This is a genomic window from Streptomyces sp. NBC_01450 (genome assembly GCF_036227505.1).
Lineage (GTDB): Bacteria > Actinomycetota > Actinomycetes > Streptomycetales > Streptomycetaceae > Streptomyces.
Genome location: NZ_CP109481.1, coordinates 503,696 through 517,407 on the forward strand (window position 1 = coordinate 503,696; position 13,712 = coordinate 517,407).

10 protein-coding genes and 2 pseudogenes are annotated in these 13,712 nt (G+C 67.6%); 7 read left to right on the forward strand and 5 right to left on the reverse strand.

All coding sequences use genetic code 11. The features are described 5' to 3' along the window. Positions 1-108: 108 nt before the first annotated feature. The 5 genes and pseudogenes from OG568_RS50555 to OG568_RS50575 all read left to right on the forward strand — a co-directional run. Positions 109-714: pseudogene (locus OG568_RS50555) on the forward strand (transposase); the annotation flags it as partial. Positions 715-779: 65 nt separating this feature from the next. Further along, positions 780-1,319 carry a hypothetical protein gene (locus tag OG568_RS50560; protein ID WP_329536876.1) on the forward strand — a complete coding sequence of 180 codons (540 nt, stop codon included), beginning with the start codon at positions 780-782 and terminating at the stop codon, positions 1,317-1,319. 456 nt (positions 1,320-1,775) lie between these two features. Further along, a pseudogene (locus OG568_RS50565) lies at positions 1,776-2,012 on the forward strand (helix-turn-helix domain-containing protein); the annotation flags it as partial. A gap of 95 nt (positions 2,013-2,107) precedes the next feature. Continuing rightward, positions 2,108-2,269, forward strand: coding sequence for a hypothetical protein (locus OG568_RS50570; protein ID WP_329536877.1), 162 nt, complete (start codon positions 2,108-2,110; stop codon positions 2,267-2,269). Further along, the gene (locus tag OG568_RS50575) at positions 2,270-2,572 is read left to right on the forward strand and encodes a transposase (protein WP_329536878.1); all 303 of its coding nucleotides are present in this window, start codon (positions 2,270-2,272) and stop codon (positions 2,570-2,572) included. It abuts the gene before it with no gap. Between the two features lie 44 nt (positions 2,573-2,616). Here the strand turns inward: OG568_RS50575 and OG568_RS50580 are convergent, their stop codons facing one another. The 5 genes from OG568_RS50580 to OG568_RS50600 form a co-directional block, all read right to left on the reverse strand. Further along, positions 2,617-4,371 carry an amylo-alpha-1,6-glucosidase gene (locus tag OG568_RS50580; RefSeq protein ID WP_329536879.1) on the reverse strand — a complete coding sequence of 585 codons (1,755 nt, stop codon included), beginning with the start codon at positions 4,369-4,371 and terminating at the stop codon, positions 2,617-2,619. A 50-nt stretch (positions 4,372-4,421) separates the two neighbouring features. Continuing rightward, on the reverse strand, positions 4,422-5,273 hold the full coding sequence (locus OG568_RS50585) for a carbohydrate ABC transporter permease (protein ID WP_329536880.1): 852 nt from the start codon (positions 5,271-5,273) through the stop codon (positions 4,422-4,424). Then, a complete protein-coding gene (locus OG568_RS50590) occupies positions 5,270-6,253 on the reverse strand; it encodes a carbohydrate ABC transporter permease (protein WP_329536881.1) in 984 nt (327 codons plus the stop codon). Before OG568_RS50590 ends, OG568_RS50585 begins: the two co-directional genes overlap by 4 nt. A gap of 20 nt (positions 6,254-6,273) precedes the next feature. Further along, entirely contained in the window at positions 6,274-7,515 is a 1,242-nt protein-coding gene (locus OG568_RS50595; RefSeq protein ID WP_329536882.1) for a sugar ABC transporter substrate-binding protein, read from the reverse strand. Between the two features lie 117 nt (positions 7,516-7,632). Beyond that, a complete protein-coding gene (locus OG568_RS50600) occupies positions 7,633-8,661 on the reverse strand; it encodes a LacI family DNA-binding transcriptional regulator (protein WP_329536883.1) in 1,029 nt (342 codons plus the stop codon). Between the two features lie 311 nt (positions 8,662-8,972). Here OG568_RS50600 and OG568_RS50605 point away from each other — a divergent pair, with 311 nt between their 5' ends. Further along, entirely contained in the window at positions 8,973-11,663 is a 2,691-nt protein-coding gene (locus OG568_RS50605; RefSeq protein WP_329536884.1) for a cellulosome protein, read from the forward strand. Positions 11,664-11,706: 43 nt separating this feature from the next. Beyond that, entirely contained in the window at positions 11,707-13,530 is a 1,824-nt protein-coding gene (locus OG568_RS50610; protein WP_329536885.1) for an RICIN domain-containing protein, read from the forward strand. Positions 13,531-13,712 lie beyond the last annotated feature (182 nt).

Sequence of the window (13,712 nt, forward strand, 5' to 3'; positions counted from 1 at the left end):
GCTGGCCGATCGGCGTAGCAGACCGTCAACGGTGTCGGCTGGGGGAGGTCAGCCTGGCCACGCGAAGAAGCCTCCGATGATGGTTCCGTAGGCGAGGTGCGCGGCGAGGTCCTGGACCGCTTCCCCGACCGGGTCTTCGCCTTCGACGAGTTCGGCCCGCTCGGAATCCGCCCCACCGCGGGCGCCGGCTGGGCCGAACAAGGGCACCCCGACCGGCTGTCGGCCACCTACCACCGCACCCACGGGGTGCGCTACTTCCACGGCTGTTACTCGGTCGGCGACGACCGTCTGTCGGGCGTCAACCGCCGGGGGAAGGGCACCGGGGACACACTGGCAGCGCTGAAGTCGATCCGCGCCGCCCGTCCCGACGGCGCTCCGGTCTACGTGATCCTGGACAATCTGTCCGCCCACAAAGGCGCCGACATCCGCCGCTGGGCGGAGAAGAACAAGGTCGAGTTGTGCTTCACCCCGGCCTACGCCTCGTGGACCAAGGCGATCGAGGCGCACTTCGGGCCGCTGCGGCAGTTCACCATCGCCAACTCCCACCACCCCAACCACATCATACAGACCCGGGCCCTGCACACCTACCTCCGCTGGCGCAACGCCACCGCCCGTCACCGCGACGTCCTGGCCGCCGAACGCAAGGAACGCGCCCGCATCCGAAGCGAGAAAGGCATCCGCTGGGGCGGACGCCCTCTCAAAGCCGCAGCCTGACCGCAACCCGGCGAACCTGCGCGGTCACAGCACTATTCCGGGGTGATCATGTCTACGCTGGCGGCGTGACATTGGTGTGGGTGACGGGCAATTCAGGTGCTGGTAAGTCCACGGTCTGCGGGGTGTTGCGAGCGCGTGGCTACGTTGCGCTCGACGCCGACGAGGACGGTTTCAGTGGCTGGATCGACCGGGGTAAGGGCGAGGTTGTGGTGGATCCTCCGTATCCGGTTCCTGGGGGCTGGCTCGACCGATACGGGTGGGCGATCGTCCGTGAGCGTGTTGAGACCCTCGTCGAGGAGTCTCGTTTCCGAATCGCGTTCTTGTGTGGGTCGGCGGAGAACGAGGCAGACGTCCGCGATCTTTTCGACCTCATCGTGTGCCTGGTGATCGACGAGGACACCCTCCGCCACCGGCTCGTGACCCGCTCTACGAACACATTCGGTCAACATCCCGAAGAGCTCGCAGCGGCCCTGAGGTGGAATCCTCGGATGCGAGCGATCTACGAAAGCCGTGGCGCGACGATCATCGATGCATCCAAGCCGGTGATCGAGGTGGTGGACAGCGTGATCGACGCAGTTCAGTGGCTGACAGAGTCCACCCGATAACTCGGATCATGTCTGCGCGCCGCGTGGTCGCTCAGCGGCAGTCTCGGAGGTCGCGGCTACGCGCCGCGAGCGAATGTGGCTACCACTCCGTGTTATCCGCTTGGAACCTGACATTAGTGGGCTAGACAAGTCACCGTAGTCATGCCAGCCGCAGCCAATTCGTCCTCTCGTTCCGGCGGCCGCGTGCAGGCTCTGGGCGTCGACCACCATGCTGGGGTCGGCTACTGCTGGATTCCTCTTTCGGTGGGTATAGCTGCTGGTAGCGGGGCAGTTGCGGGTGCTCGGGGGCGGGTGCTGGGTAGTGGTGCTGAGGGCACGGCCGGGCGGTGACGAGGGTGAGCAAGCGGTGGTCCACCGCCTGGCGTCGGCCGGAAAGGCGCCGAAGGTTGTGGTGGAGCGCTGCCGGATGGTGGAGCTGAGCTGGGACGGTGGCTGGTTCCGCAGATAGCCGACGAGCTGCGGTGCGGTCAGAAGACGGTGCGCCGCTGGCTGCACCGCTTCAACCGCTCGGGGCTGGAGGGACTGGAGGATCTGGGCGGACAGGGACGCAAGCGAAGGATCACCGAGGCCGAGCGCTCGAGGATCGTCGGCCTGGTCAGGCTGACGCCGCCGGGTCGGCTGGAGGTGCAGCCGTCGAACGAGATGTGGGCCGCGGACGAGCCACGGCCCTCGGAGTGGACTTTGGACGCACTGGCCGCCGCGGCCCGGGACCTGGGCATCGAGATCAGCCGCTCCCAGGTACGTCGGATCCTGCTGGCCGAGGGGGTGCGCCGGCGGCGCACGCGCTCGTGGACCCGTACTCCCGCGGACCGGAGAAAACCTGGGTCTACGGCGCCTTACGCGTCCGGGACGGCCACGAGGTCACGATGACGGCCACCTCCCATAACAGTGGCTTCTACCAGCAGTTCCTCCAGCTGGTCGAGGACGCCAACCCCGTCGGAGACATCTAAGTGATCACCGACAATCTGTCCTCCCACAACAGCATGTCCACCCGGACCTGGCTCGAGGAACATCCCCGTATCCAGCACGTGTTCATACCGGTCGGCGCCTGCTGGCTCAACCTCCAAGAGGGCTGGTGGCGCATCTTCCGCAAAACCGCCCTGGCCGGACGCTCCTTCGGCGACCGCGACCACAACACCCACGCCACCGAAGTGGCCACAGCCCAGCTCAACACCCGCGCCCGACCCTGGATCTGGGGCAGACCCGCACCGCCCACCAGGCGTTTACGCCGCCGATACGTGTACACCGTTTGAGGAACCCAGCAGTAGCTGAGCGAATCCACCCCCTGCTGTCTCTTCTATCTGCCGTTCTGTACGGGTGTCATGTTCCGGAGTTCATGGGCTTCGGCAAGGAGGAGGTAGCTACTGGCGGTCCATGTGTATGCCCGGTCGCGCAGGCCCGTACCGGTCAGGGCGTCGAAGTTCTCCGCGAACCCGTGGGTTTCGCACAGTCTGCGGAATCGGGCGCTGATCTCATCCGCGAGGCGGTGGTGGCCGGCGCGGCGCAGGCCGTCCTCGATGAGGATGGTGGCGGGCGCCCAGATCGGGCCACGCCAGTAGCCGTCGGGGCGGTAGTGCGGTGAGGTGGGCAGTTCGGAGGCCAGGCCATATGGGGTGAGGTGTGCCTCGACCCGGACGGCCAGGGCCTTGCTCAGGTTCTCGGGCAGGTGCTCGCCCAGCACGATCGGCATGAGGTCGAGCAGGCTGGAGCTGCTCCAGGCGTCGCCGCTGTCGGCGCCCCGAGCGAGGAACTGCTCTCCTGTCCACAGCTCGTCAAGCATCGCGGTCTGGGTCGCCTCTGCGGCTCGCAACCAGTCACGGGCCGCATCAGGGAGGCTGAGTTCCGTGGCCATTGCGGCGAGTTCGCGCAGTTGGAGGGCGAGGAACGCGGCCAGGTCGGCGGTGACGACCACGCGCTCGGAGTCGAAGGTGGTGGAGTTGTCCCAGCCGCTGTCGTTGCCGTGCTGGTAGTGGGGCAGGATGGCGCCAGGTGCGCGGCGCGCGGTGAGCCAGAAGTCCGTCCAGCGCCGCAACATGTCGTAGGCGGCGGCGAGTTGCGCGCCACTCAGGGGTTCGGAGAGCCGTCGGCGCAGGTGGGCCAGGGTCCAGCCGTGGATGGGCGGTTTGACGAAGTTGCGGAGGACTTCCGAGTGGGTCACGGAGTCGGGCAGGGCGCCGCTTTCGTCTTGGTGGTCGAAGGGCAGAGCGAACTGGTTCCAGGCCAGCGCGGGGGCTCCGGGGGCCAGGGCGAGGGCGTTGAAGCAGTGGTCCCAGCTCCAGACCTTGTCCATCCAGTGCTTGGACATCAGCACGGCGGGCCGGGTGACGAGGCCCGCCGGGGCGACGGTGGCCGACCACAGGACGTAGGCGGCGAGTTCGGCGGCCGGGGTGCCGGGCGATCGCCACGGGGCGACCGCGTCGGTGAAGGCGCCGACTGCTCGCTGCGCCGCGGCCAGGACCTCGTCGAACGTCGCCGATGCGGTGTACGGTCGGCGTGCGCTGTCGAGTTCCTGGACGGCCGCCTCCCAGACGGCGCCCGCCTCCGCGGTGACGGTAAGGCCACGTTCGGCGCCGCCCAGGGCCTGGCTGCCGGAGACCTCGCTTACGAGGCCGGACAGTATGGTGACCCGGTAGCGTCGGCCGGTCTCGTACGAGGTGAAGACATGAGCTCCGTCCACCGGGTCGCGGTAGAAGTACGCGCCTGTGAAGGGCGTCAGCGTCTGCGCCGCTGCGGTGATGCACAGGCCCGCCTTCTTGCCGCGCAGGCGGATCGTGTCCGGTGACTCGTAGGCGAGGTCGATGTGCCCGCTCTCGTGGGTCCAGCTGAGCTGACTCGGTGTCGCCGTGATGCGGGTCTCGACCCGCAAGCCCGTCGTGGCATCGACGGGGACGAGGCGCAGGACGGCGTGCATGCCGTTCTGGTGGGACACGAGGTGGAGATCGTCGGCACGCGTCTTCTCGCCCAGCACGGGCGAGATACCGAACCAGGAGCCGTGCGTGCTGAACGGTATGTCGTGGATGGAGAAGGCCGGGCCAGATGGGGCGGCGGTCATCAAGCAGTACTCGTTTCTTCAGCAGGGTCACCGGCGCTGAGCGGACGGGGTCAGTCCTTCACCGCTCCGGCACTCACGCCGGCGGCGACGTACCGCTGGGCGAGGACGAGGATCACCGTCGCGGGCAGCGAGGCCACGACGGCGGTGGCCATGATCGCGTTCCACTGCTGGTTGTTGTTGCCGATGTAGTGGTAGATGCCGAGGGTGATCGGTTCGTGTGCGCCGCCGCCCGCGAGGGTGCTGGCGAAGACGAAGTCGGACCAGGACCACAGGAACGCGAACAGGGACACCGTGACGACGGCGTTGCGGCTCATGGGCAGGACGATCGACCAGAAGGTGCGCAGGGGTCCGGCTCCGTCCGTCTTCGCGGCCTGGAGCAGCTCGTCGGGGATGCCGGACATGAACGCGGTGAAGATCAGTACGGCGAAGGGGACGGCCAGGGTGGAGTCCGCGACGATCAGTCCGGGCACCGACTGGAGCAGTCCGAGGCTGAGGTAGATGGCGTAGAAGCCCATCGCCGTGATGATGCCGGGGATCATCTGGGCGACCAGGAAGAGGAAGCTGAGTACACCGCCGCCGCGCGGGCGGAGTTTGGCCAGTGCGTAGCCGGCGGGTGCGGCCAGCGCCACCGTCAGTACGACCGTACCCAGACCGATGACGAGGCTGGTGCCGAGGTAGGGCAACTGGTCGTCCAGGACACTCCGGTAGCCCTCCAGCGTGCCGTGCACGGGAAACAGGGCGGGCGGACTCTTGCGCATGTCCTGGTCGCGGGTGAAGGACGCGTTGAGCATCCAGTAGACCGGGAACAGCATGATCGCGGTGAGGGCGAGGCCGGTGGCGGTCTTCCACCAGGTGGTCCGGCGGGCCCGGCGCGGGCGGAGTGCTGTCGCGATGGTCGTCATGAGGCGTACTGCTTTCGCTGAACCCTGAGATACACCAAGCCGAAGACCAGGGCGGCGACGACGAGCAGGTTGCCGACGGCCGCTCCGGGGCCGAAGGCGGGCAGGAGGTTGCCGAAGCCGAGCCGGTAGGACCAGGTGGCGAAGGTGGTGGACGAGTCGGCCGGGCCGCCCTTGGTCATGATCCAGATGATGTCGAAGACCTTGAGCGTGTAGACCAGGCCCAGCAGCAGGGTGATGGCGGAGACCGGGCGCAGCAGGGGGAAGGTGATGTGCCAGAAGCGCCGCCAGGCATTCGCGCCGTCAAGAGCGGCCGCCTCGTACAGGCTCACGGGGATCGCCTGCAGACCGCTGTACAGCACGACCAGGTTGAACGGGATCCCGATCCAGACGTTGGCGATGATCACCGAGGTCAGTGACCACGACGGTGACGTCAGCCAGTTGACCGGACCGATGCCCACGGCGTGCAGGGCGGCATTGACGATGCCGGAATCGCTGTTGAGCATCCACGACCATGTGGAGGCCGACACGATCAGCGGCAGCAGCCACGGTACGAGGAACAGCGCGCGCAGGGTCGCGGAGAGCCGGAAGTGCTGGTTGAAGAAGACCGCGAGGGCCAGGCCGATGGCGTACTGGAAGAACAGGCAGACGGCGGTGAACACCACGGTGTGGGTGAGTGCCGGGCCGAAGGTGGGGTCGTCGAAGACGGTGCGGTAGTTGGCGAGGCCGGCGAAGGGGGCGTTGCCCTGGACGAAGGAGCGGACGGTGTAATGGCGCAGGCTCAGGTCGAGGTTGCGGTACAGCGGATAGGCGTAGAACAGGCCGAGGTAGAGGGTGACCGGGGCGAGGAAAGCCCAGGCGGCCCACTGCTGGGAGGTGAGACGGCGGCGGGGCGCCGTGCGGGCCGGGGACGGGGCCGTAGTAGCCGCCCCGTTCCGGTCGAGCAGGGGCCCACGGTCCGCCAGATGTGTCGTGTGGTTCATCAACGACCCTTGTGTTCCGGTTACTTGACGGCGCTCTGGGCCGCAGCGAGCGCGTCCTTCGGGGACTTGGACCCGCTGAGGGCTGTCTGAACCGCCTTCCACATCTGCTCCGATATCTTGGGGTACTTGGTGCCGAGGTCGTCGCTGGTGCGTCCCTGGGCCGCCTTGACCGCCTCGACCCACGGCTTCAATTTGGCGTCGGACGCCACCTGCTTGTCCTGCACCACGCTGGTGGGGGCCACGTAGGACAGGGTGGTGTCGGTGGCGTAGAGGTTGTCGGTGCTGGTCAGGCAGGAGACCAGTTTGCGTGTGGTGGCGTAGCGGCCGGTGTCGCCCTGGACGGGGACGGTGACGAACTCGCCGCCGGTCGGGGCCGCGGCGTTGCCACCGGAAGCGCCGGGTATCGGGAGTACGCCGTATTCGATTCCGGTCTTCTCGGCGTTGGCGAGCTGCCAGGTGCCGTTCTCGGCGAAGGCGTAGTCGCCGGTGGCGAACTCCTGCCAGCTGGTGGTCTGGGTGTTGTTGAGCACCGAGTTGGGGGCGTAGTCCTTCTTCAGCCAGCCGTTCCACAGAGACAGCGCCGACTCACCCTGCGAGGAGTTGAGTTGGGTCAGCTTCGCGCCCGCGCCCCAGAACCACGGCAGGAACTGGAAGCTGCCCTCCTCGGTGCCGATCGCGGAGAAGGTGATGCCCTTCTTGCCCGCTTTCTTGACCTTCTCCAGGGCCGCCGTCAGCGACGGCCAGTCCTTGACCGAAGCAATGTCGACGCCCGCGGCCTTGAGAACCTTTTTGTTGTAGTAAAGGGCAAGGGTGTTGGCGCCGATGGGTGTTCCGTACGTCTTCCCGCCCGACTGGCCTGCCGCGAGGAGGTTGGGGTCGACCTTCGAGGTGTCCACCTTGTTGTCGGCCGTGGTGGTCAGCACCCCCGCCTCCGCCAAGGTCGAGACCACGGGGTTGTCGACGATGAGCACGTCCGGGGAGTTGTCCTGCTGGGCCGCCAACAGCGCCTTGTTCGCCAGGTCGCTGGTGTCGAACGCGGTCCGCTTGATCTTCACGCCGGCCTTGGTGCCGCAGCCGTCGAGCAGCTTCGCCCAGGCCGAGTCCTTGGCGAACTGAGGGTAGGGGTCCCAGAGGGTGTAGGTGGCGCCGCTCTCCCCTTTCGCGGACGAGCTGCCGCCGGACGAACATGCGGTGGTGCCTGTGGCGATGGCGACGACGGTCAGGGCCGCGGCGGTGAGCCGCCGTCCGGTGGATCCGTTCATGGCGCGTTCCTTCGTGTTTTCGGCAAGGGCATGCCGAAGATGCGGGTCGGGAAGCAGCCGGCCGAGCACGGCCGGTGAAGAAGCGGAGCTATGGACGTGGGGGGAAGTGGGTGACGGTCAGGCCCCGGCAGCTGGCTGGGTGTGGGCGGGGCCAGTGCTCGCTCGCAGCGAGATGGGCGGGGCGAGCAGGTGGTGGCGCGGCGCCGCTTCGGGATGGTCCAGCCGCTCGACGAGCAACTCGACGGCGAGGCGTCCCATCTGCTCCGAGGGTACGTCCGCCGCGGTGAGCTGCGGGGTCACCGTCTCCGCCCACCGGCCGGCCACGACCCCGGTGACGGAGAAGTCGCGCGGCACATGGCGGCCCGCCGCGGCCAGGCCGCGGTAAATACCGCCCAGCGCGGCCTCGTTGAGCGTGACCAGCGCTGTAGTGGCCGGGTCGTCATGCAGGATCTGCTCCACGCACACTTGGCCGGAGGGTGCGTCGTCGCCGCAGTTGTACGTCCGTGCGGTAAGCCCCCGCTCGGCAGCAGCCTTGGTGAAGCCGTCCAGGCCTCGGTGAGCCGACTCGTAGCCGGCGCGCAGCATGCGCTCGGGCCGGTTCACGAGGGCGATCCGGCGGTGGCCCAGGTCGGCGAGGTGGTCGACACAGGCCGCCGCCAGCGCGGTGTGGTCCAGGCCCACCCACCAGTCGCCGTCCGGCTGCGCGGTGCGGCCGATGCAGACGGCCGGGAAGTTCTCGGCGACGAGGTGATCGATCCGGTCGTCCTGGAGCCTGATCTCCATCAGGATCGCGCCGTCGACCCGCCGCTCGCCCAGCAGCCGCTGGAACGAACGGTCACTGTCCGCGCCGCTCGGGGAGAGCAGCACGTCGTAGTCGTAGGCCGCCGCGGCCTCCACCACGCTGCCGATGAAGTCGAGCTGCATGCCGGTGTAGTGGGTGCCGGCGGGAGGGAAGACCAGACCGAGGGTGCTGGTCCGGCCGTTGGCCAGGGCACGGGCGCTGGCGTTGGGCCGGTAGCCCAGTTCGTCGATGACCCGCTGGATCTTCTGCCGGGTGTCGTCGGACACCGGACGCTTACCGCTGAGCGCGTACGAGACGGTGCTCCGCGAGACACCGGCCCGCCGGGCGATCTCACCGATGTTCACGGGACTCCTTCTTCGAACCGGTTCGATGGCGAGCCAGTTGTCGAACCGGTTCGCGTGAAGGGAAGTTAGGAGGGGGCGGGTCGCCTGTCAATACTTGGCGCACACTTCGGGAAAACGGCAGCCAGTCCGCGTCGGAGGTATTGCTGGCCCATTTCCACCGGTGCTAGCTTCCGGCGAACCGGTTCGACGCAGCCACCACATCTTCCCTGCGCCACCCCGAGTCTGACGGCATGGCACCAGGCCCGCCCGGCTCGATATCCATCGAACCGGTTCGAATCCCGGACGGCACGGATCACCCCACGGAGACCTCAGTGCGATCCAGACGCAGCAGAAGAAGAGCCGGCGCCGGTGCCACCACCGTCGCGGCCCTGGCGGCCCTACTCGCCGCACCCACCGTCGGCTCGGCCCAAGCGGCCAGGCCCGAGCACCTCACGATCGACCTGGCCGACGACACCGGCGCCTTCCACGGCGGCGCCTCCGGCTCGCTCTACGGTGTCTACGGCGACGGCGTGCCCAGCCGCAACGTCCTCGAGGGCATGCACGTCCGCACGGTGTCGACGAAGGCGCAGGACGGACCCCAGCATCCGGGCGCGGACGCCCTGGAGATGCTGTCGCCGTTCGTGGACTCCGGCGGCAAGGACGTCTACATCTACATGACCGACATTTACCGCGGCTTCCCGTACGAGTGGCCGGGTGCCGACGGTCCGGCGCGGCTCGCCGACTTCGAGGCGAAGATCAAGAAGCAGGTCCAGCAGGTCCTGACCATGGGCGACTACAAGAACCACGTCGTCTTCGTCCCCTTCAACGAACCCGAAGGGAACATGTTCGGCACAGGCGATTGGAGCTTCGACAAGGTCTCCTGGCTGAACGACCCGCAGTACTACTTCGAGGCCTGGAAGGAGGTGTACCGCCTCATCAAGGGCCTCGACCCGGAGGCCCGCATTGCCGGACCCAACACCAGCGTCCTCTACAGCCAGGTCAAGGGCTTCCTCCAGTACGCCAAGGCCAACGACGTCGTCCCCGACGTGATGACCTGGCACGAGCTGTCCAGCCCCGCCGCGGTCCGCACGAACGTGGCGAAGTACCGGCAGATGGAGACGGACGTCGGGGTCGGCCCGCTGCCGATCAACGTCAACGAGTACGGCCACAACTACCACCTTTCCGTGCCCGGCCAGGTCGTCCAGTGGGTCTCTGCCATCGAGGAGTCCAAGATCGACGCCGACCTGGCGTACTGGAACATCGACGGCAACCTCAATGATTCCGCCGTCGAGGCCAACAAGGGCAACGGACAGTGGTGGCTGTTCAACGCCTACGGTCAGATGTCCGGCCACACAGTGCAGGTGACCGCCCCGCACCCCAACCAGCAGTACACCCTCCAGGGCGTCGCCACGCTCGACGAGAGCAAGAAGCAGTCGAGGGCCCTCTTCGGCGGCAAGAACGGCGACGCGGACGTCGTCTTCCAGAACATCGACCCCAAGCTGTTCGGCACGACCGTGCACGCCACCGTGCAGGAGATCCCGTGGACCGGCCAGGTCGGAGACTCGGCCCAGCCCCTGCGGCTGGCCGATCAGGAGCTCAAGGTCGGTGCCGATGGCGCTGTCACCCTGCCCATGACCGGCATGAACGAGATGTCGGCGTACCAGGTCATCCTCTCCCCCGGCGGCAACGGCGGTGTACCGGTCACGCCCTCCGTCAGCTGGCGCCAGACGTACGAGGCGGAGAACGCCACCTACACCGGCAGCGGTTACTCCAAGAACGGCCCCGAGGGCACGCCCACGAACGTCGGAGGCTTCGCGACCTCCGGCTCCTACAACGTGGGCGGCCTGCGCACCGGCTCCGACGGCGTCCTCGCCTTCGACGTCGACGTCCCGCAGGACGGCACCTACGACCTGAGCGTCTTCGCCAACTCCTACAACCTGTACGACCTGGTGAAGGGACAGGGCCCCACCAACGTCTTCCTGCGCGTCGACGGCGCCGACCCGCAGGAACTACGGCTGCCCCTCGGCTACAAGTGGGTGGTCTGGGGTCACACCGACACCCAGGTGAAGCTGACCGCGGGCAAGCACCGCATCACACTCGCCGCGAAGGACCCGGATCTCGGTGTCACCAAGGGCGACGCCATCATCGACAAGATCGATCTGTCGCTGCGCGACCATCATGTGACCGCGCCCGCCGTCTACGAGGCCGAGTACGCCGCCCTCTCCGGAACCCGACCCGGCTACACCTACCCCGGCGCCTCGGGCGCCGGCGCCGTGCCACTGGCCAAGGGCGACTCCGCGACCTTCTGGGTCTACTCGCGCACGGACGGTGAAGCGACCGTGTCCGTCGACCACTTGGGCGGTGGCCGCGCAAGTCTCTCCCTCAACGGCGAGAAGCTCGACGTGCCTCAGTTCGGAGGCAGCAGGAAGGGAACCGACCGGGTCCGGATGTTCCTGTCCGGCGGCATCAACAAGATCACCGTCACCGGCGCCTCACATGAACTGGCCCTCGACCGGCTGCTGGTCACCCCGTCCAGCGGCACCCTGACGACCAAGGTGTACCAGGCGGAGGACGGCACCGTGACCGGCGCCGCCAAGGTGACCGACGCCTACACCTTCGCCTCCGGCGGCAAGGCGGTCACCGACATAGGCGACGGAAAGGCCAACGCCCTCACCGTCGACGTCACCGCCCGGCACTCCGGACGGCACGCGGTGACCATCCGGTACTCCAACGGCGAGCAGGCACCCGCGACCCACTACAACCCCGACCCGATCGCCCGGCACGCCGACCTCTCGATCAACGGCGGACCGGCCCGCAGGGTGCTGTTCCCGACGACCTTCCACTTCGACAACTTCTGGGAACTGACCGTCCCGGTGACCCTGAAAAAGGGCACGAACCGGCTGTCCTTCACCGCGGCGGAACTGCCCGACTTCAACGGCGACACCTACAACCAGTACGACCAGCGATCCCCGTACGCGCCGGTCATCGACCGGATCGCCGTCACCCCGCTCGCCGCGAAGTAGCGGGCGAAGGTCCCTCCTCCCTCCCCCGACGAAAGAGCCGCACATGCGCCTACGTTCACCACGCCCACTTTCCACAACCGCCGTCCTGCTGGCCGCCCTGGCAGCGAGCCTGCTGCCCGCCACCGCCTCGCATGCCGCCGACACGAGCGTCACCGTGGACTTCGCCACCTCCGGAGGCGCCCCGACGTACCACGCCTCCGGCACGATCTACGGAATGACCCCGGACGGCTCGCTGCCCCAGGACCACTTCTTCAAGGACATCAAGTGGCACTTCATGCGGGCCGGCGGCGCCCAGCTCAACAGCGGCGGCTACGCCACCAGCCTCGCCGACTACCAGACCCGCTGGAACTCCACCCTCGCCCAGTACAAGCGAACGGTCGCCCTGGGCGGCACCTTCGTCCTGCTCCCGCACGACCTGTGGGGCGCCGACGGCACCACCAGCCAGGGCTGGCCCGGCGACAACGGCAGCTGGACACAGTTCGACAACTTCGTCAGCCAGCTCATCAGTGACGTCAAAGCCAACAACATGACCGTCCAGTGGGACCTGTGGAACGAGCCTGACGGCAGTAACTTCTGGGGCGCCTCACAGAACCAGTACCTGCAGATGTGGTCCCGGTTCTACACCAAGGTACGGGCCGCCTTCCCGGGCCAGCTGATCGTCGGCCCCAGCACCGCGAGCCAGCCCAACTCCTCCAACACCTGGTGGACGACTTACCTGTCCTACGTCAAGGCCAACAACATCGCCCCGGACATCTACAGCTGGCACGACGAACCGGGCGACCCGGTCACCGACGTCGGCCGCGCCAACTCGACCCTCGCCGCAGCGGGGTTGACCAACTCCCGGCCGTACCAGATCAACGAGTACGCCACGCTGTCCATGCAGTCCCCGGGCGGCGGCGCCTGGTTCATCGGCCGCCTGGAGCGGGCCGGCGCCGACGGACTGCGCGGCAACTGGGGCGGCGCCACGAACCTGCACGACTACGAGGCCAACCTGCTCACCAAGAACAGCGCCGGCCAGTACGTGCCGCTCGGCGAGTGGTTCATGTACCGCTACTACGGCTCGCAGAGCGGCAACATCGTTAACCTGATCCCCGGCACCGGCACCGACGGCCTGGCGACCAAGGACAACACCGCCAAGAACGCCAAGATCCTCCTCGGCAGCAACGGCAACACCGGCACCGTCACCGTCAACCTCACCGGCCTGAACACCACATCGGTCGTGGAGAGCGGCAAGGTCCGTGCGGTCGTCCAGCGCGTCCCGTACAACAGCGGGGCCGCGGTGACCGGCCCGGAGACCGTCTCCGACACCACCCTGACGGTCAGCAACAACGCCACCTCGGTGAGCATCCCGTGGGCGAACGCCAAAGACGGCTACACCGTCACTCTGCTGCCACCGTCCAACACCACGGTCTCCACGGTCGCCGTCAGCCAGAACAGCGGCCAGTGCCTGGACGACACCAACCTCAGCACCGCCAATGGCACCCAGTACCAGCAGTACTACTGCGAGGGCGGCTACCAGCAGATGCTCGACCTCAAGCCGGTCTCGGGCCGGGCCAACACCTACACGATCGTCAACGAGCTCAGCGGCAAGTGCCTGGATGTCTCGGGCGCCTCAACGGTCGACGGCGCCGCCGTCGACCAGTACACCTGCAACGGCCAGACCAACCAGATGTTCACCCTCAACCCCGTCACCGCGCTCGGCAACAGCCACGACTACCAACTCGTGGCTGCGCACAGCGGAAAGTGCGTCGACGTCTCCAACGTCTCCACCCAGCCGCGAGCCCTGATCCATCAGTGGACCTGCGACCCCGCGAGCGCCCTCAGCACCAAGAAGAACCAGATCTGGCGTCTGCAAGGCAAGGCCTGAGCCTCCGCCCTCTACTCCCCGACGACAGGCGAGTAGAGGGCGACACGTCACCAGACACCGGCAGACGCAGCCCGTGGATCTCGCGGCTTGCACGGCTCGCGCGGAACGCGTTGCTCGTCCAAGCCGAGGCAGCCGGCCTGTACGGCGTGTCGTTGGCGCGGCGGACGGCCAAGTCGTCGGTG

Coding starts and splice junctions, on each gene's coding strand:
- OG568_RS50580 (WP_329536879.1), bottom strand. CDS start 4,371: ATGACCGCCGCCCCATCTGGCCCGGCCTTCTCCATCCACGACATACCG.
- OG568_RS50585 (WP_329536880.1), bottom strand. CDS start 5,273: ATGACGACCATCGCGACAGCACTCCGCCCGCGCCGGGCCCGCCGGACC.
- OG568_RS50590 (WP_329536881.1), bottom strand. CDS start 6,253: ATGAACCACACGACACATCTGGCGGACCGTGGGCCCCTGCTCGACCGG.
- OG568_RS50595 (WP_329536882.1), bottom strand. CDS start 7,515: ATGAACGGATCCACCGGACGGCGGCTCACCGCCGCGGCCCTGACCGTC.
- OG568_RS50610 (WP_329536885.1), top strand. CDS start 11,707: ATGCGCCTACGTTCACCACGCCCACTTTCCACAACCGCCGTCCTGCTG.